Source organism: Methylocystis rosea SV97, from assembly GCF_000372845.1.
Taxonomy (GTDB): Bacteria; Pseudomonadota; Alphaproteobacteria; order Rhizobiales; family Beijerinckiaceae; genus Methylocystis; species Methylocystis rosea.
Genome location: NZ_KB889963.1, coordinates 3209595 through 3228969, shown reverse-complemented (window position 1 = coordinate 3228969; position 19375 = coordinate 3209595). Strand labels below are relative to the sequence as shown.

The window sequence follows — 19375 nt, the reverse complement described above, 5'->3', positions numbered from 1 at the left end:
AAGGGACTGCGATCATGGTCGACCTTGCAACGCGTCGCTCCGCGTCTCCGAGCCCCCATAAAGCGTCGCCAAATCTCGTTGAGATGAATTGGGATCCGATTACCCGAATCGTCGGCAGTCTGGGAATTTTCACCAAAATTGATTTCGAGAATCGGCAGGTCGCCGAATGTCACAGCACGTCGTCGATCTTTCGTGGCTACAGCATTTTCATGAAGGGCAAAGATCCTCGTGATTCCCACTTCATTACCAGCCGCATTTGCGGAATCTGCGGCGACAATCACGCGACGTGCTCGGTCTATGCGCAGAATATGGCCTATAGCATCAAGCCGCCGCCGCTCGCCGACTGGATCATCAATCTCGGCGAAGCCGCGGAGTATATGTTCGACCACAATATCTTTCAGGACAATCTCGTCGGGGTCGATTTCTGCGAGCAGATGGTCAAGGAAACCAATCCAAGCGTCTGGGTAAAGGCGCAACGGACCCCGGCGCGAAACTCGGACGCTCATGGCTATCGCACGATCGCCGACATCATGACCGCGCTCAATCCATTTTCCGGCGAATTCTACCGTGAGACATTGATTGTGAGCCGCTACACGCGTGAGATGTTCAGCCTGATGGAGGGGCGCCATGTGCACCCCTCCACTCTTTATCCGGGCGGCGTCGGCACCGTGCCGTCGAACCAGCTCTTCACCGAATATCTGACGCGACTCGTGCGCTACGCCGAGTTCATGAAAAAATGCGTGCCGCTGCACGATGATCTGTTCGACTTTTTTTATGAAGCGCTGCCCGGCTACGAGGAAGTCGGACGTCGACGAATTCTGCTGGGTTGCTGGGGCGCGTTTCAGGACCCGAACTATTGCGACTACAATTATAAGCATATGACCGACTGGGGCCGGAAGATGTTCGTCACCCCGGGCGTTGTCGTCGACGGCAAGCTTGTGACGACCGACCTCGTCGACATCAATCTGCAGATTCGCATCCTGCGCGGTCAGTCCTATTACGAGGACTGGGACAATTGCGAAACCTTCGTCAAGACGGACCCGCTGGGCAATCCGGTCGATCAGAAGCATCCGTGGAATCAGACGACCATCCCGAGGCCGCAGAAGCGCGACTTCGACAAGAACTATTCCTGGGTCATGTGTCCGCGCTGGCTCGACAAGAGCAGCGGAGATCATCTGCCTCTCGACACCGGCGGAGGCGCCTTCGCGCGCCTGTTTTCGACGGCGCTGGCGGGGCTCGTCGACATGAACGGCTATGTCAAAGCGACGGGCGACAGCGTGAAGATCAATCTCCCCAAGACGGCGCTCAAACCTGCGGTGGAGTTTGAATGGAAGGTTCCAAAGTGGAGCAACGCGATCGAACGCGATCGGGCGCGCACCTATTTTCAAGCCTACTGCGCCGCCGCGGCATATTACTTCCTGGAGCAGGCCTTTACAGAGATTCAGGCGGGCCGCACCAAGACCTTTACGCCATTCGAGGTTCCGGACGAGGCGATTGGCTGTGGCTTCCACGAGGCGGTGCGCGGCGTGCTGTCACACCATCTCGTCATAAAGGACAAGAAGATCGCCAATTATCATCCCTATCCGCCGACGCCGTGGAACGCGACGCCCCGAGACGATTTCGGAACGCCGGGGCCTTACGAGGACGCGGTTCAGAACACGCCGATCTTCGAAGAGAATGGTCCGGACAAGTTTAAGGGCATCGACATCATGCGCGCGGTGCGCAGTTTCGATCCCTGTCTGCCATGCGGCGTGCATATGTATGTCGGCGGCGGCAAGACCGTTAAGAGCATGCATTCGCCCATGTTTGGCGCGTCGCGAAAGCAACAGCCATGAGTGGGGAGGCGCGCGGGACGGAGACGCTGGAGCAGTCTCTGGCCCGGTTAGAGAAGCTGATGGCGACGCTCGAGAGCATCGCCGACGCGACTGGGCGCGAGACGGCGCGCGAGTTGCTGGCGCTCCTGCTCGATTTGCACGCCCGATCGCTCGCGCGGCTCAGCGCGATCATTGCGGCATCTGACAACGGCGCCGCCTTACTCGAGAAGATCATCGACGATCGGGACCTTCGGGCAATATTGCTCCTCCACGGGCTGCATCCGCAGAGCGTGGAGGATCGTTTACAGGAGGTCATCGCGCGCATGCTACCGCAGTGGAGCGCCCGCGGCCTCCATGTGAGCCTCATGAGCGCGAGTAGAGCCTTTGCAATGGTTCAGCTGCAAAGGAATGGCGTCGCTGAGCCTACCGATCAGTTGCGGCTGGAGATCGAGAACGCGCTCACCGACGCGGCGCCGGACCTCGACGATATTTTGATCGAAATGGACATGACAGCCTTTTATGCCGAAACCGCCGCCTAAAAAAGAAAAAGGCGAGACATGGAAAGAATAGAATCGGGGAATTGGGCGTCTCGGCTGCGGCGCTTCGTGCGCACGACGGAAGAAGAGCATTGCGAGTTCTGCTCGAAGGCCATCGCTTCCCGGCACGCGCATTTGGTCGAGCGCGCGACGCGAAAGTTCTTTTGTGCTTGTCCCCAATGTGCGTTCCTCTTGAGCGGGGGTGAGCGTTTTGCCGCCTTGCGGGCACGCGCTGATGCGCTTCACGACTTCGATCTGAGCGACGACGAATGGCAGGGCTTTCGGATCCCGATTGATCTCGCCTTCGTGTTCCACAGCACGCCGGCGCAGGGTCCCGTGGCGATGTATCCAGGGCCGGCCGGAGCGATCGAGTCTCCTTTTGCCCCCGACGGCTGGTCGCGACTGGTCGCGGCCAATCCGACGCTGGCCGACCTTGATCCGGATGTCGAGGCGTTGCTCGTCAATCGAATGAATGGCGCACGGGAATACTATCTCGTTTCGGTTGATCGCTGCTATGCGCTCGTCGGCCTGATCCGAAGGCGTTGGCGCGGATTGTCGGGCGGCGCAGAGGTCTGGGAGGCCGTTCGCGACTATTTCAGGACGCTGCGAGACGACGTCGAGACGAAGGACAGGGTTCATGGTTGATCTCGACTTTCGCATCGAAGACGTCAAAGTCGAGAAATATTCGGCGGCGCCGCTGCTGCTGTTTGCGTTGCATGTCGTAAACAAGACGCCTGACCTGCCCATTCTCAACGTGATGTTGAACTGCCAGATTCGCATCGAGCCTGCGCGGCGGCGCTATGAAGGCGATGAGCACGATCGGCTTTCCGATCTCTTCGGTCACCCGTCGCGCTGGGGCGAAACCATGCGGAGTTTCCTTTGGACGCATGCGAGCGTTTCCGTTCCCGCCGTCAACCCTGAGCGCATGGTCGATCTGCCGGCGCCTTGCAGCTATGACTTCAACATTGCAGCCACCAAATATTTTCATGGGCTGGAGCAGGGCGACGTTCCGCTCGATTTTCTGTTCAGCGGCTCGATTTTTTACCGCGACAGCGAAGGCAGGCTGCAGATTGAGCAAGTCGCTTGGAGCAAGGAATGCACGTATCGCCTGCCCTTAGGCGTATGGCGCGCGATGATGGAGCACTACTATCCGCAGAGCATGTGGCTTTGTCTGCATCGCGACGCTTTTGAGGACCTGGACCGTTACCGGCGCCGGCAGGGACTTCCGACATTTGAACGCGCCTTGCAGGCGCTACTCGAAGCCAGCGCGGCAGAGGCGACATGAAACTCGACTCCATCAGAGCGATCGCCAACGCCGTTCTTTACGAGGGCTACATCCTTTATCCCTATCGGCCATCGTCAATAAAAAATCGTCAGCGCTGGACGTTCGGCGGCGTCTTTCCTAAGGCGTTCGATCAGCAGGGCGACGCCTCGCGCATGGAGACGCAGGTTCTCTTGCGGGGCGGAGAGCAGGCGGCGTTCAACGTCCATTGTCGATTCCTGCAGGTCATGACGCGCGAGGTCGGACGCCTGGCGACGCCGACGCGAGAGCTTCCGGACGAGGGCGACCCGGCGCTCACGCGCGTTCCGAGCCTCAACATCGACGGTCGGGAGTTGCTGGCCTGGGAGGAGGCGATCGAACGGGAGATCGTTATCGGGCCGCTGCGGGCCGCCGATGTTCAAGGCACCGCCAGCGTGACTCCGTTCTGCTTCAAAGGTGGGCGCGAATTCGAGCCAGTCCGAGATCGGTGCGGTCGCACCGTCGCCGCTCTCATTCGCACGTCTCAAACGATCGAAGGCGTGGTCGAAGCGAAGGCGGAGAAGCTCGCAACTGATTTGTGGAAGCTGACGATCGGGATCGAGAACGTCACGCCGCTTACGGGCGCGCTTCGTGATGAACGCGCCGCCGCGCAACTTCGCGCTTTTGCCTCGACGCATGCGATCCTCACCGTTCAAGATGGCGCGTTCGTCTCGTTGCTCGATCCTCCAGATGATTTGCGGGAGGCTGCGGGGCAGTGCCGAAATGTCGGCGCTTTCCCGGTGCTGGTCGGGGGACGAGACAATAGCGCCATGCTCGCTTCGCCGATCATCCTCTATGATCATCCGGCGATCGCGCCTGAAAGTCCCGGCGACCTGTTCGACGGCACTGAGATCGACGAAATCCTGACGCTTCGTATCCTCGCGATGACCGACGCCGAGAAACGCGAGATGGCGTCCGTCGACGCCCGTGCGCGCGCGCTTCTGGAGCGCACGCATGCTTTGACCGCCGAGGACATGGCGCGGCTTCATGGCGTCATGCGCAATCACCAGTCTCAGGCCAGCGAAATTGAACCGCCGCCGATGGGCGGGGACCATGAAAAGCCTCGCCTCGTCTCGCTGCTGGAGAGCGGACGCTATCTGTGCGTCGGCTCCCGCGTGCGACTACGCCCGAAAGCGGGCGGGGATATCATGGACATCGCGCTCAGAGACAAGATCGCGATCGTCGAGGCGATCGAGCGCGATTTCGAGGACCGGATCCATGTCGCGGTGACGTTGATTGACGATCCGGGTCGGGATCTCGGCGCGGCGGGCTTTCCTGGACATCGGTTCTTTTTCAGTCAGGAGGAGATCGAGCCGATTGCTGCGGGTGATGGGCCATGACCTCAATCCTCGTCGCCTGCGTCGGCAACATCTTCAATGGCGATGACGCCTTCGGCGTCGAGGTGGCGCGCAGGCTTTCACAGGCGAAGCTGCCGGACGGCGCGCGAGTGATCGATTTCGGCATTCGCGGGATCGATCTCACTTATGCGCTGATGGACGGCTATGACGCTGTGATTCTCGTCGATGCGGCCCAGCGGGGGGAAGCGCCGGGCGTCGTCTCAGTGGTTGAGCCCGACCTGATCGCGGCGGGAGACTCCACACCCGAGGATCTGGCGCTTTCGCCGCATGAGCTCGATCCCGCAAAAGTTCTTCATCTGGCGTCGGCGCTTGGCGGGAATTGCCGGCGCGTCCTGCTGGTCGCCTGCGAGCCGTTGACCTTCGGTGGCGACGAAGGCGTCATGGGGCTGAGCGAGCCTGTCGCGGCGGCGGTCGGCGTCGCTGCGGAGACCGTCGAAGTGCTGATTGATGAAATGATGGTGACGTAAACTGGCGCATGTCGCGCTAGCGCCGCGCATCGGGTAAATGGAGAAGTGTCATGAGCGGATGGGAGATTACAGGTATCGTCCTGGGGCTTATCATCCTCGGACTGCTGATCATGAATGCGAAGGACCTCTATCGCTATATCAAGATCAGCAATATGTGAGGCTGACAGGGATCATGAGTTTCGCGGCGGTAGAGCCATCGCAGGCGCTCGAATTTCGGGTGCGCGGGCGGGTGCAGGGGGTCGGCTTTCGCCCGGCGGTCTGGCGCATGGCGCGTGAATTGGGGCTTGCCGGCGAGGTGCTCAATGACGGCGAGGGCGTATTATTGCGCGTCAGCGGCGACCCGTCGCGCGTCGCTGCGCTGCTTCGGCGAATCGAACGAGACCCGCCGCCGCTCGCGCATATCGACAGCATCGAAAGGCGGCGCTACAGCGGCCGTCTGCCACAGGAGTTCCGTATAGCCGAAAGCATCGGCGGACCCGCACGCACCCAGGTCGCGCCGGATGCGGCGCTCTGCGGCGCATGCGCGGCGGAGCTGCGCGATCCAGACGAACGCCGCTATCGCTATCCGTTCACCAATTGCACTCATTGCGGACCGCGCCTCAGCATTGTGACGGCCATTCCCTATGACCGCGCGACGACCACGATGGCGCCCTTCGCCTTGTGTGCGGCGTGTGAGGCGGAATATCGCAATCCGAATGATCGCCGTTTTCACGCAGAAGCGGTGGCCTGCCCGTCGTGTGGGCCGACTGCATCGCTGGTTGCATTCGGTGAAGCGGAAGTTCCGCGCGCCGGCGACGCCGACGCGGTAAAGATTGCGGCGGGGCTTATCGCGCAGGGCGACATCATCGCCGTTAAGGGACTGGGCGGCTATCATCTCGCGTGTGACGCGACCAGCCCTGAAAGCGTCGCGCGCCTGCGCCGTTTGAAGCGTCGTGACGCAAAGCCCTTCGCGCTGATGGCGCGGGATCTTGGCGTTATCCGTCGCTACTGCGCAATCGACGCCGTCGAGGAGCGCGCGCTCGAAAGCGTTGAGGCGCCGATCGTGCTGCTGCGCGCAACAGGTCCTGAGCATTTGCCTGAGGCCGTCGCGCCCGGACTTGCCACGCTCGGCTTCATGCTGCCGACAACGCCCTTGCATCTGCTATTGATGGATCAGTTCGAACATCCCCTCGTGATGACGAGCGGCAATATTTCAGACGAGCCCGCCGTCGTCGATGACGCGGAGGCGTACCGACAGCTTGCCGAAATCGCCTCCTTCGCATTGACGCATAATCGCGCCATCGCCAATCGCGTTGACGACTCGGTCGTGCGGGTCATGGCCGGGCGATCGCGGGTTCTTCGGCGCGCCCGCGGCTACGCGCCCGCGCCGCTGCGCTTGCCGAGCGGCTTCGAGAAGGCGCCCGACCTGTTGGCGATGGGCGGGGAGCTGAAGGCGACCTTCTGCCTCGTCAAGGACGGTCAGGCGATCCTGTCGCAGCATCAAGGCGATCTCGAGAATGCGGCGACGTTGGATGATTATAAGAAGAACCTCGCCCTCTATCGGAGCCTGTTTGATCATGCGCCGACGGCGATCGTCGTCGACCGGCATCCTGAATATCTGTCGTCGAAACTCGGACGCGCAGAGCCCGACACACGGACCTTGCCGTTGATTGACGTTCAACATCATCACGCCCATGTCGCCGCCTGCCTTGCCGAAAACGGTCAATCGCTCGATGCGCCGCCGGCGCTCGGGATCGTGCTCGACGGCCTAGGCTTTGGCGATGACGGGACGATATGGGGCGGAGAGTTCCTGCTCGCCGACTATCTTGGCTACGAGCGGCTGGCGCGGTTGAAGCCGGTCGTCATGCCCGGCGGCGCACAGGCGGTGCGCGAACCTTGGCGAAACCTCTATGCGCATCTTAGGGCCGCGGGCGCGTTCGACGCAACGCCTTCCACGTTCGGCGATTGGAGCGCCTTGGAGGGCAAACCGCTTGCGACGATCGACCGGATGATCGCCCAAGGCCTCAATTCGCCGTTAGCCTCCTCGTGCGGACGTCTCTTCGATGCGGTCGCCGCCGCGCTCGGCGTTTGCGCCGACCGTCAGGCCTATGAAGGCGAAGCCGGGGCCCGACTTGAGGCGCTCGCGGCCGCGGCGCCAAACGAGACACGCGGCTATGCGCTCAGGATTTCCGAGTCCGCGCTCATCGACGTCGACGCGGCGCCGATGTGGCGCGCAATTCTCGATGACCTCCGGCAGGGCGTTTCGGCGCAGACCATTGCGCGCCGTTTTCACCTCGGTCTGGCGCAGTCAATCACTGAAGTCGCCGTGCGGCTGGCGGCTGCGCGACGCTTTGAAACGGTGGCGCTATCGGGCGGCTGCTTTCAAAATCACCTGCTTTTCGAAAGCGTCTACGACGGTTTGTGCGAGGCTGGCTTCACGGTGCTCACACATGCTGACGCGCCCGCTAATGATGGCGGGCTCTCGATGGGTCAGGCCGCCATCGGCGCCGCGCATCTGATGAGAGCCGACATGATAAGAGATGGAAAGGACGGCGCATGTGCCTCGGCATCCCCGGCTGCATCGTTAGCATAGACAATGCCGACGATCTCGTCGCGACCGTTGACGTGAGCGGGGTGCGCCGGCAGATCAACATCAGCTGCATCGTGGATGAAGCGCATCCTGTGGAGTCGTGCGTCGGCGATTGGGTTCTTGTCCACGTCGGCTTTGCAATGAGCCGGATCAACGAGGCGGAGGCGGCGGAGACGCTCAGATTGCTGCAAGAGCTTGGCGAACTCCAAGCCGAACTCGAGACTATGCAAACGCTCACCGACGCTGTCGCGGCCAAGGAATAGGATCATGACCAGCAAGAGCGCATTGGAGGTCCTTTATCCGTTCCTGCATGGCAAGGAGCAGGATCCCGCCGCCGTTGACGCGAGCCTCATGCAGTCGATTGCCGAAAAGGCGCGCGAGTCGCGCGAGACCAGCGTGAGATTTTTTGGCGAGCAGGCGTCGGTCCTGCTCGACGCGGCGAAGGCGCTTGCCGCCGTTTATCGACGCGGGGGCCGGATGTTCACCATGGGCAATGGCGGTTCCAGTTGCGACGCCTCGCATGTCGCCGTGGAGTTCCTCCATCCGATCACCGCCGGTCGGCCAGCGCTTGCAGCGATAAATCTCACCGCCGACGTGGCGATGACGTCCGCCGTGGGCAACGACGTAGGTTTCGAGCACATTTTCGTGCGCCAGATCATCGCTCACGGCCGGGCGGGAGACGGGCTTGTCGGCCTCTCCACCAGTGGCAATTCGGCAAATCTGATCGCCGCCTTCGTGAAGGCGAAGGAGATGGGTCTGACGACCATCGGCTTTAGCGGCGGCGACGGCGGCAGGATGGCGTTTGGGATCTGCGATCATTGCCTTGTCGTGCCCACGACGTCGGTCCACCGCATCCAGGAGTGTCACGTCGCCGCCTATCACATCCTGTGGGACCTGGTTCACACGCTGCTCGCCGACGACCGCGGCTCGGCCATAAGCAAGGACGTCGCGGCATGAGATATGTCGACGAATTTCGCGATCGTACGAAGGCCGATGTTCTGGTCAAGGATATCGAGCGCCTGCTTGCGCGAATGAAGCGCGACGAAAGTCGACCGCTGCAGATCATGGAAGTCTGCGGCGGGCACACGCATTCGATCTTCCGCTACGGCGTCGAAGGGATGCTGCCGAAGTCCATCGAACTCGTGCATGGACCCGGCTGTCCTGTTTGCGTGCTGCCGATGGGACGCGTCGACGATTGCGTCGCCATCGCCGAGCGGCCGGAGGTGATCTTCACCACCTTCGGCGACGCGATGCGCGTGCCGGGCTCACGCAAGAGTCTGTTGCAGGCGAAGGCCGACGGTTGTGACGTGCGCATGGTCTATTCGCCGATGGATGCGCTGGCGCTCGCGTGTAAAAATCCCGCGCGCGAGGTCGTGTTCTTCGGCATCGGCTTCGAGACCACCATGCCGTCGACGGCGTTGACCGTGCTGCAGGCGGAGCGTGAAGGGATCAAGAACTTTTCGATCTTCTGCAATCACATCACCATCGTTCCGACGATCAAGGCGATTCTCGACAGTCCGGACCTGCGCCTCGATGGATTTCTGGGACCGGGCCATGTCTCGATGGTGATCGGCGATGCGCCCTATGAATTTATCGCGCGTTACTACAAGAAGCCGATGGTGATCGCAGGGTTCGAGCCTCTCGACATTTTACAGTCGATCTGGATGTTGCTGAGGCAAATCGACGAGGGACGCTGCGAGATCGAAAATCAATATGCGCGCGTCGCGCCGGCAGGGGGCAACGCCGTCGCGTTGCAGGCGGTTGCGAAGGTGTATGAACTGCGCGAATTTTTCGAATGGCGCGGGCTCGGCTCCATCGATCACTCTGGCGTCAAAGTGCGCGACGCCTATGCGGGCTTTGACGCCGAGCGCAAATTCGCGGTGCCCAATGCAAAAATCGCCGATCCCAAGTCATGCCAGTGCGGCGAAGTCCTCAAGGGCGTCATCAAGCCCTGGCAGTGCAAAGTGTTCGGCCGCGCCTGCTCGCCTGAGACGCCGCTCGGCGCGTTGATGGTGTCGTCGGAAGGCGCTTGCGCGGCATACTACCAATATGGCGGCATAAAGCGGGGCCGCGACGACGAGGCGAGCGCCGCATGAACATGATTTCCATCCCACCCCGACGTTCGCGCGGCAAGGTGCATGTGCCGACCGTCACGCTAGCGCATGGCGGCGGCGGCAAGGCGATGAAGGATTTGATCGACGACGTCTTTGTCGCGGCCTTCGAAAATCCGATGCTGGCGCCGCTCGACGATCAGGCGCGGATCGATCTTCTGGATCTTGCGCAATATGGCGACCGGTTGGCGTTTACGACCGACTCATTCGTTGTCGACCCATTGGTCTTTCCCGGCGGCGACATCGGCAAGCTTGCGGTCTGCGGCACGGTGAACGACCTCGCGGTAGGCGGCGCGCTTCCCCTCTATCTCTCTTGCGCCGTCATCATCGAGGAGGGCGTCTCGATTGATTTTCTGCGGCAGATCGCAAGGTCTATGGCGGCGACGGCGCAGGAGGCCGGGGTGAAGATCGTCACCGGCGACACCAAGGTCGTAAACAAGGGCGCCTGCGACCAGATGTTCATCACCACGACCGGCGTTGGCGTCGTCGCCGCAGGCGTCGAGCTTGGCGCGCATCGCGCGAGACTGGGTGACGCCGTGCTCGTCAACGGGCTGCTCGGCGATCACGGCGCGGCAATTCTTGGGGCGCGCGGCGATATGGCGTTGCAGTCGCCGATCGAGAGCGACTGCGCGCCGCTGCAGGGCCTTATCGCAAGCCTGCTCGATGCGGCGCCGAACACGCGGTTCATGCGCGATCCGACGCGCGGCGGAGTGGCGACCGTGCTCAATGAAATCGCCGAAGCCGCACAGGTCGCCATCGACATTGACGAGGCCGTCACGCCGCTGCGCGATGAGGTTCGTGGCTTTTGTGAAATTCTCGGCCTCGATCCGCTCTATCTCGCCAATGAAGGCAAGATTGTCGCAATTGTCCCGCCCGACGAGGCCGAACAGGCGGTTGAGGCCATGCGGGCGCATCCGCTGGGGAGGCAGGCGGCCGTCATCGGCAGCGTCGTCGCGGGCGAGCCGGGTCGCGTCACCATGCGCACGATTTTCGGCGGCCGGCGCATCGTCGACATGCTGGTCGGCGAGCAATTGCCGCGCATCTGCTAAAGGAGCCGACGTGCACGAACTCTCGATTGTTTGCAGCATTGTCGAACTGGCGTCGCAGGCCGCGCAAGGGCGTAGCGTGCGCCGCGTGACGCTCGAGATCGGCAAATTGTCGGGCGTCGAGCCGCAGGCCGTCGCGTTCTGTTTTCCGGAAGTCGCCCGCGGCACGCCGGTTGAAGACGCGACGCTGGACATCCGCGAAGTCGACGCCGAGGCGCGTTGCGACGTTTGCGGCGCGGAGTTTCCCACGCCCGACATGCTTTCGGCGTGTCCCTGCGGCTCTCGTCAGTTCCAGCGTCTGCGCGGCGAAGAGCTGAACATCAAGAGCATCGAAGTCGAAGAGGCTGCATAATGTGCACGAGCTGCGGCTGCCAAGGGCAGGGGACTACATTGACCAATCTGCAGACCGGCGCGCGCGCGGAGATCGTGGCGGGGTCGGAGCAAGACGGGGCGGCCCATTCGCATGGGGACCATGGCCACGGTCATCTTCATGGCGAACATCAACATGCTCATGATCACCATCACGGGCACGAGCAGGGTCACGCGCACGGGCATGATCACAGCCACGCGCATTCGCACGATCACGGCGATCACGATCACGCTCACGAGGATTCCCACCGACGCGTCGAATTGGAGACGCGCATTCTCGCGAAGAACGACGCGATCGCCGCCAAATGCCGGGCATGGCTCGCGGGCCGCGAAATTGTGGCGCTCAATCTCGTCAGTTCGCCCGGCGCGGGAAAGACGACGCTGCTCGAGCGCGCCATCGCCGACCTCTCAGGCGAGCTGCCGCTGTTCGTCATCGAGGGCGATCAGGCGACGTCGAACGACGGCGAACGCATTCGCGCCGCGGGCGCGCCGGTGGTTCAGGTCAACACCGGGACCGGATGCCATCTCGACGCGGAAATGATCGCGCGCGCGCTTTCCGAACTCAAGCCGAGCGTCGGCGCGCTCGTCTTCATCGAAAATGTCGGCAATCTCGTCTGCCCGGCGCTGTTCGATCTCGGCGAGCACGCCAAGGCGGTGATCTTTTCGACGACGGAAGGCGAAGACAAGCCGCTCAAATATCCGCATATGTTCAGCGCCGCGAAGCTCGTCATCTTCAACAAGATCGATCTTCTGCCGCATCTCGATTTCTCGATGGAGCGGGCGCGAGAGAATATTCTCCGCGTCAATCCGGATGCTGAAATCGTTGAAGTCTCGGCCAAGACCGGCGCGGGCATGCAGATGCTTTACGACTGGATTCGCGCGCAGATGAGCGCGGCGAAGGAACCGGCGCTTGTGTAAAGACACCGGTAAAGGAGTTCTTCCTAAATCGCTGCTTCTTTCACGTCGACGCTGACATCCAAATCTTGATCGCCGGCGCCGATAATCACGCCGTCGATCGGCGAAACATCCGCATAGTCGCGTCCGATGGCGATGGCGATATGGTCGTTGCCAACGACGATCGCGTTCGTCGGATCAAGGTCGAAGAAGCCAAATTCCGGCCCGCACCACACGGACACCCATGCATGGGTCGAATCGGCGCCTTCCAGCCGGGCCTGGCCTGGAGCGGCGTAGGTTCGAAGATAGCCGCTGACATAGGACGCCGCCAATCCAATGCCGCGTAAAGCCGCGATCATGATATGCGCGAAATCCTGGCAGACGCCGCGACGGCGTTCGAACGCCTGGGCGATCGGCGTCGCAATATGCGTCGCATCCGGATCGTAGGCGAAGTCGGCGTGGATGCGCTGCGTTAGTTCGATTGCGCCTTCGAGAATGGGTCGACCCGGCGTAAAGCTTTTGCGCGCATAATGCGTCGCCGCGTCGAACAACGGCGCAAAGCGGCTTGCATAAATGTAATGGGCGGGAGAGGAGGCTGCGAGCGAGTCGGACGCGTAGGCGGCGTTCCTCACGATTTCCCATGCCGGCGTCAGCGCCGGCGCAGGAGGCGGCGCCCGTTCGACCGCGACGCGCGCGGCAAGGGCGATTTGCAGTCTCGTATGAGGCTTGAGAATGCGCGCTTCGCAGATCCGGTTTCCGTGAAAGTCGATTCTTTCATTGAGGATTTCCGCCGATGGCGACAGCTCAATACGATGAGACAGCACTGTTTGGCCGCGATCATTGCGCGGGATCAGGCGCATGGCGCAGCGCGCCGAAGCGACGGGCGCGTCATATTTGTAGATCGTGCGATGAGCGATATCGTAAATCACGCGATCCGTGACGGCTGAGAATTTGCGGCGCCATCGGCGCCATGCGTGAAATAACGCTCGGCGATTTTGTCGGCGAGAGACATCAGGCGTTGCTCAAACCCAAGAATGATCGCGGCGTCCAAGTGGCGCGCATCTTCCGACTCGAGCTCGGCGCGCAGCTTGACGGAGAGTCGCCGCGGCGGCTCCATGACTCCATCGTCTCGCAGATTCGGCAGCGCCGCGAGATGTTCGTCGATACGCATCGACTGGAAGAGGACGGATCGCGGATTGAACGGATCGAGCATGGCCATGTCGAGAACAGGCGCCAGTGCGGCGCCGGCGATGTAGCGGGAGCGATAGGTGATCTGCGAATCGAGTAGATCGAGCAGGGCGTCCAGCGTCTCGACGGTCGCGTCGTCGCCGGCAAATTGCCGGGCGAAGCGGCACGTCCCGATGGCGCGTTCGATTCTGCGCCCGAGATCAATAAAGCTCCAGCCGGCGACGCGATTGAAATTTTCGTCGATCAGTCCGGACAAAGCCGCCAGCGTATGGAGCGAACGCTCCACGATCTCGAGCGCCTCGGGCTCCGTTATCGCTCCGGCGCCCGCGCGCGTCAGGCGTGTCTCGATACGTCCGATGAGTTGCCAGACATCTTGGGACAAGCGCTCGCGCACGATCGAGGCTGCGCGTCTTGCATAGCGCACGACAGAAAGCGCTGAACCGTAATTGTCGGCGCCTGCGGCCGCCGCCCATGCGATCTGCGTCGGGTCCATGTCCGGCATGTCTTCGGGGGCGGCGCCCCAGGCGATCAGCAGTCGCGCAAGCCGTTCGATCGACTGGCGCCCTTGCAGATCGATGTGCTGGAGTTCGCCCAGCCGCGCCCCGAGCGACCGCACGACGCGCAATGTCGCCTCGGCGCGCTCGAGATAGCGTCCCATCCAGAAAAGATTATCGGCGGCGCGGCTCGGCAGATTGCCGAGCGCGCGCACAATCGGCGGATCCTCGTCGGACGGCAGCAGCGTCGACCATTCGATCGGATGGCTCGTCAACACCCAGACGTCGCTCGATTGCGCGCCGGCGTCCATCGACACGGCGCGCGCACTAAGCCGGTTGGAGACTCGGCAGAATCCGCCGGGCATCACCGTCCAACCGTCAGCCGTCGCGGCGGCGAACACACGCAAGGCGAAAGGTCTCGGCGTCAGCCTGCCCTCGGCCCAGGCTGGCGTCGTGGAGAGATTGACAGGTTCCTGAGCGACATAGTCGACGCCGCGCTGATTTATGGCGTCGATCAGACGCGCGCGCTCCTCGCTGGTGAGCGCATGACCGAACGCCTCACGACGTTCGCCAAATCCCGGGAGCCTGTCGCTGAACGCCCCGCTGATCGCGTAGTCGCTCAAGGCCTCGACAATTTGATCGCGTTCGCTTTCGCGTCCGCACCACCACGTCGCGACATTGGGCAGTTTGAGGCTCTCGCCGAGCAGGCGTTGCGACAGCTCCGGCAGGAAACTCATCAGCGCGCGCGATTCGATGAGACCGGCGCCGGGCATGTTCGCGACGACAACGGCGCCGCGACGGATGGCTTCGAACATCCCGGCGACCCCAAGACGCGACGCGGCGTTCTGCTCCAGCGGGTCGCACCAGTCAGCGTCGACGCGACGCCAAATCGCATCGGCGCGCTTCAAGCCGGCGATGGTGCGCACATGCAGCTTGCCATCGCTCATAACGAGATCTTCGCCTTCGACCAGCGTAAGGCCGAGATAGCGGGCGAGATTCACCTGTTCGGAATAGGTCTCGCTCCAAGGGCCGGGCGTCAGCAGGCAGATGCGCGGATCAACGCGTTGCGCCGCGCCGGAAATGCTCGCACGGAATTCTCGGAAAAACGGCGCGAGGCGTTCGACGTTCATGTCTCGATAGAGACTCGGCAGCGCGCGCGACAGGATCATCCGATTTTCTAAGGCGTAACCAGCTCCCGAAGGAGCCTGCGCGCGATCGCCGAGCACCCGCCAGGCGCCATCGGGCCCGCGCCCGATATCGGCGGCGTAAAAGCGAAGCCAGCGTCCGCCAGGCGGCGCGACTCCGCACATCGGTCGAATGAAGTCAGGCGATCCCGTGATGGCTGCGGCCGGCAGGGCGCCCTCCGCGACAAGCCGCGCCTCGCCGTAAACGTCATGCAGGATCTGATCGAGAAGTTCGGCGCGCTGTGCGACGCCAGTCGCAATATCGCGCCATTCTGATTCCGGGATCAGAAGCGGCAAACGCCCTAACGGCCAACTGCGCTCCTTGGTTTCTCCGTGGACCCGGTAGGAAATTCCCATGTCGTCGATGCGGCGGCCGGCCGCGGCGAAGCGTTGCTCAAGGCCGATATCGCCGAATGCGGCGAGCGATTCGAGGAACTGGAGCCAGTGCGCACGCGGACATCCATCACGATCGAGAAGCTCATCCGGCGCGTCGTGCATCGGCGCATATTGAGCGATCCAGGCGGCAACGCGTTGCGACGCCTTGTCCGTTTCAATCGGGCGCTCAGCGGACAATGCTCCTCCGAAGATCCAGCGTCAGCGGAAACTCTTGGCCTGGCTCCTCGCGCGGCGGATCGACAGGTCCGGGCGTGTGCCCGTGATCCTCAAATCGCGCCAAGCGCCGCGCTTCGGCTTCGTTACTGTTGACGGGGAAGGCGTCGTAATTACGGCCTCCAGGGTGCGTCGCGTGATACACGCAGCCGCCCAGCGAACGCCTGCTCCAGCAGTCGATCACGTCGAAGGTCAATGGCGCGTGGACCGGCAGCGTCGGATGCAGGCCGGAGGGCGGCTGCCAGGCCTTGAAGCGAACGCCCGCCACCGCCTCGCCGGGGACTCCGGTGCTGGTCATCGGGACCCGGCGTCCGTTGCAGGCGATCATGTGCCGGCCCGGAACGAGGCCCTTCGCTTTGACCTGCAGGCGCTCAAGCGACGAATCGACGTAGCGCACCGTGGCGCCGTTCGCGCCTTCTTCACCCATCACATGCCAGGGTTCGAGCGCGCCGCGGATCTCCAGATGAACGCCACCGTGCTCGACGCTTCCAGCGAGCGGAAAGCGGAATTCCCGCTGCGCCTCAAACCATTCCTCTTCGAAGGCGTAGCCGGCGCGGCGCAGATCATCGATAACGCCAAGAAAGTCCTGCCATACGAAATGCGGCAGCATGAATTTGTCGTGCAGCGCCGTTCCCCAGCGCACCAGATCGCCGTGCTGCGGCTCCCGCCAGAACCAGGCGACGAGCGCGCGAAGCAACAGCTGCTGCGCCAGACTCATTCGGGCGTCGGGAGGCATTTCGAAGGCGCGGAATTCGACGAGCCCGAGACGTCCGGTCGGTCCGTCGGGCGAATAGAGCTTGTCGATGCAGATTTCGGCGCGATGGGTGTTGCCGCCGACATCGACCAGCAGATTGCGGAACAAACGATCGACGAGCCACGGCGGCACATAGCCTTCGCCGGGAGACGGCACCTGCGCCAGTGCGATCTCCAGCTCATACAGCGAGTCGTGCCGCGCCTCGTCAACGCGGGGCGATTGGCTGGTGGGGCCGATGAAGAGTCCGGAGAACAGATAGGATAACGAGGGATGCCGCTGCCAATAAAGCACAAGGCTCTTCAAAAGGTCGGGGCGGCGCAGGAAGGGCGAGTCGGCTGGCGTTTTGCCCCCAAGCACGACATGATTGCCGCCGCCCGAGCCGATCTGCCGTCCGTCGATCATGAATTTGGCGGTTGTCAATCGCGCCCGCCGCGCGTCCTCATAGAGCGCGGTCGTCGTTTCGACCGCCTCCCGCCATGTGGCGGCCGGGTGAATATTGACCTCGATGACGCCAGGATCAGGCGTCACCTTGATCACTTCGAGGCGCGGGTCGTCGGGCGGCGGATAGCCTTCGATATAGAGCGGCAGCCCGGTCGCTTTGGCGCTCTCTTCGACCGCCTCGAGCAGTTCGAGATAATCCTCGAGCGTTTCGACGGGCGGCATGAACACGCAGAGATTGCCGTCTCGTGGTTCGATGGTGAAGGCGGTGCGCACGGCGCCCTCGACAAGGGACTGTTCGTGCACGTCTTGGCGCGCGTGACCCCCGGACGTCGCCCCGCCGCCTTGAATGCGGCGAAAATGTCCGGGCTCCGGCAGCGGCTCGCGGGGCGCGAAGGGATCCTGCGGATAGATGAACGGATATTCGCCTTCGGGAAGCTTGGGCAAGGATGCAACCGGGAGCCGCAGTCCGATAGGCGAATCGCCCGGCGCCAAGAACAGCTTTCCTCGACGCAGCGTCCACTTCTCCGAGGTCCAGCGCGACTGGGAGTCGGCGCGCGCATTCCAGCGCTGAATCGGCAGGACGAAACCCGTTGGCTTGCTCAGGCCGCGCTCGAACACCCGCATCATGCGAGAGCGCTCCTCCGCGTCGTCGATCTTGGGATCGGAGGGATCGACATTGATCGGGAGGACGCTCTCCTTGACCATCCAATGTGCGGGATCTTCGTAGGCCGGCAAAGCATGTTCGGCGCCCACCCCGAGACGCTCCGCAAGATCCTGCACAAAGACTTCCGCTGCTGCCGTGGTCGCGCCTTTCGGCTCGGCGATATCGGCGATCAGTTGCGGCTGCGACCAAATCGGCTTGCCGTCCCGGCGCCAGTAGAGCCCGAAGGCCCAGCGCGGCAGGCTTTCGCCCGGATACCATTTGCCCTGGCCGTAATGCAGAAACCCGTTTGGCGCAAAGCGCTCGCGCAGCCTGTGAATAAGATCGTCGGCCCGGGCGCGCTTGGTGGGGCCGGTCGCCGCCGTGTTCCACTCGGGAGACTCGAAGTCGTCGATCGAAACGAATGTCGGCTCGCCCCCCATGGTGAGGCGAACGTCGAGCGCTTTAAGGTCCGCGTCGACCCTTTCGCCCAAGGCGTCAAGTCGGCCCCATGCGTCATGGGAAAAGGGCGCGGTGATGCGCGGCGCCTCATTGATGCGATCGACGCGCATCTCGAAACCGAATTCGACTTGGGCGGGCTCTACGAGGCCCGACAGAGGCGCGGCGGAGCGATAGTGCGGCGCGCTGCATAGCGGCAGATGACCTTCGCCGCAAAACAGTCCCGAAGTCGCGTCGAGACCGATCCAACCAGCGCCGGGCAGAAAAACTTCCGCCCAAGCGTGCAGATCTGTGAAGTCGTGATCGGTTCCCTTCGGGCCTTCAATCGGATCGACATCGGCCTTTAACTGGATGAGGTAGCCGGAGACGAAACGCGCCGCGAGACCGAGCTTGCGCAAGACCTGCACGAGAAGCCAAGCGGAATCGCGGCACGAACCCGATCCCAGCGCGAGAGTCTCTTCCGGGGCCTGCACGCCGGGCTCCATCCGGATGACGTAGCGAATGTCGCGGTGCAGCCGCGCGTTGAGTTCGACGAGAAAATCAATTGTCCGCGTTTTTTGCCGCGGAAGGCTTCGGACGAAGTCTTCCGTCAGGGCGCCCACGTCCTCGGGGTCAAGATAGGCGGCAAGCTCAATTTTCTGTTCCTCGGGATAAGCGAACGAAAATTCTTCGGCATAAGGCTCGATGAAGAAATCGAATGGATTATAGACGGCGAGATCCGCCAGCAGATCGACCTCTATCTTGAATTCTCTCGCGCTATCGGGGAACACCAGTCGCGCCAGCCAATTTCCGTGCGGGTCCTGCTGCCAGTTGATGAAATTTTCCGAAGGCGCGATCTTGAGCGAGTAGCTCAAGATTTTCGTGCGGCAATGCGGAGCCGGGCGCAGACGGACGATTTGCGGACCGAGCACGACCGGGCGGTCATATTTGTAGTGGGTGATGTGGTGAAGGGCGATCTGGATCGACACGTTAATCAGCGTCTCGTTTCAGCGTCATTCTCTCAAGAACTGACGCAGGGCCACTGCCTGGAGTTTAGCGGGCCCGCGCCGCGCAGTGTCAATCTGAATAGCCGCCAAAATGACGGCTTTGTCCGAAATTACGGCAATAAGCCTAGCAGGTGAATACGGGCTGCGCATTCAATT

16 protein-coding genes are annotated in these 19375 nt (G+C 62.4%); 13 read left to right on the top strand and 3 right to left on the bottom strand.

The window, feature by feature from the left end; translation table 11 throughout:
- Positions 1-14 precede the first annotated feature (14 nt).
- The 13 genes from A3OO_RS21825 to hypB all read left to right on the top strand — a co-directional run bounded on the left by A3OO_RS21825 (position 15) and on the right by hypB (position 12488).
- Positions 15-1835 (top strand): nickel-dependent hydrogenase large subunit, encoded by a 1821-nt coding sequence (locus tag A3OO_RS21825; protein ID WP_040573472.1) that lies wholly within the window; start codon positions 15-17, stop codon positions 1833-1835.
- A complete protein-coding gene (locus tag A3OO_RS0116975) occupies positions 1832-2353 on the top strand; it encodes a hypothetical protein (RefSeq protein WP_018409048.1) in 522 nt (173 codons plus the stop codon). The genes A3OO_RS21825 and A3OO_RS0116975 overlap by 4 nt, the downstream gene beginning before the upstream one ends.
- Positions 2354-2371: 18 nt before the next feature.
- A complete protein-coding gene (locus A3OO_RS0116970) occupies positions 2372-2995 on the top strand; it encodes a DUF5947 family protein (RefSeq protein WP_018409047.1) in 624 nt (207 codons plus the stop codon).
- Complete coding sequence (locus tag A3OO_RS0116965) at positions 2988-3635, top strand: DUF6084 family protein (RefSeq protein ID WP_018409046.1); 648 nt, start codon at positions 2988-2990, stop codon at positions 3633-3635. The genes A3OO_RS0116970 and A3OO_RS0116965 overlap by 8 nt, the downstream gene beginning before the upstream one ends.
- The gene (locus A3OO_RS0116960) at positions 3632-4990 is read left to right on the top strand and encodes a hypothetical protein (RefSeq protein WP_018409045.1); all 1359 of its coding nucleotides are present in this window, start codon (positions 3632-3634) and stop codon (positions 4988-4990) included. Before A3OO_RS0116965 ends, A3OO_RS0116960 begins: the two co-directional genes overlap by 4 nt.
- The gene (locus A3OO_RS0116955) at positions 4987-5475 is read left to right on the top strand and encodes a hydrogenase maturation protease (protein WP_018409044.1); all 489 of its coding nucleotides are present in this window, start codon (positions 4987-4989) and stop codon (positions 5473-5475) included. Before A3OO_RS0116960 ends, A3OO_RS0116955 begins: the two co-directional genes overlap by 4 nt.
- 172 nt (positions 5476-5647) lie before the next feature.
- Positions 5648-8047 carry a carbamoyltransferase HypF gene (gene hypF, locus A3OO_RS0116945; protein WP_040573957.1) on the top strand — a complete coding sequence of 800 codons (2400 nt, stop codon included), beginning with the start codon at positions 5648-5650 and terminating at the stop codon, positions 8045-8047.
- Positions 8011-8307 carry a HypC/HybG/HupF family hydrogenase formation chaperone gene (locus A3OO_RS0116940; protein WP_018409041.1) on the top strand — a complete coding sequence of 99 codons (297 nt, stop codon included), beginning with the start codon at positions 8011-8013 and terminating at the stop codon, positions 8305-8307. Before hypF ends, A3OO_RS0116940 begins: the two co-directional genes overlap by 37 nt.
- Before the next feature lie 4 nt (positions 8308-8311).
- Positions 8312-9001 (top strand): D-sedoheptulose-7-phosphate isomerase, encoded by a 690-nt coding sequence (locus tag A3OO_RS0116935; RefSeq protein ID WP_018409040.1) that lies wholly within the window; start codon positions 8312-8314, stop codon positions 8999-9001.
- Positions 8998-10140, top strand: coding sequence for a hydrogenase formation protein HypD (gene hypD / locus A3OO_RS0116930; protein ID WP_018409039.1), 1143 nt, complete (start codon positions 8998-9000; stop codon positions 10138-10140). Before A3OO_RS0116935 ends, hypD begins: the two co-directional genes overlap by 4 nt.
- A complete protein-coding gene (gene hypE / locus A3OO_RS0116925; RefSeq protein ID WP_018409038.1) occupies positions 10137-11204 on the top strand; it encodes a hydrogenase expression/formation protein HypE in 1068 nt (355 codons plus the stop codon). The genes hypD and hypE overlap by 4 nt, the downstream gene beginning before the upstream one ends.
- 10 nt (positions 11205-11214) lie before the next feature.
- Positions 11215-11553, top strand: coding sequence for a hydrogenase maturation nickel metallochaperone HypA/HybF (locus tag A3OO_RS0116920; protein WP_018409037.1), 339 nt, complete (start codon positions 11215-11217; stop codon positions 11551-11553).
- Positions 11553-12488 (top strand): hydrogenase nickel incorporation protein HypB, encoded by a 936-nt coding sequence (gene hypB / locus A3OO_RS0116915; protein WP_026223089.1) that lies wholly within the window; start codon positions 11553-11555, stop codon positions 12486-12488. The genes A3OO_RS0116920 and hypB overlap by 1 nt, the downstream gene beginning before the upstream one ends.
- 23 nt (positions 12489-12511) lie before the next feature.
- Here the strand turns inward: hypB and A3OO_RS0116910 are convergent, their stop codons facing one another.
- From A3OO_RS0116910 to A3OO_RS0116900, 3 genes are read right to left on the bottom strand one after another with little or no spacing between them, the layout of a single operon-like run.
- Entirely contained in the window at positions 12512-13393 is an 882-nt protein-coding gene (locus A3OO_RS0116910; protein WP_018409035.1) for a transglutaminase family protein, read from the bottom strand.
- Positions 13390-15903, bottom strand: coding sequence for a circularly permuted type 2 ATP-grasp protein (locus A3OO_RS0116905; protein ID WP_018409034.1), 2514 nt, complete (start codon positions 15901-15903; stop codon positions 13390-13392). Before A3OO_RS0116905 ends, A3OO_RS0116910 begins: the two co-directional genes overlap by 4 nt.
- Entirely contained in the window at positions 15893-19201 is a 3309-nt protein-coding gene (locus A3OO_RS0116900; protein ID WP_018409033.1) for a transglutaminase family protein, read from the bottom strand. The genes A3OO_RS0116905 and A3OO_RS0116900 overlap by 11 nt, the downstream gene beginning before the upstream one ends.
- Positions 19202-19375 lie beyond the last annotated feature (174 nt).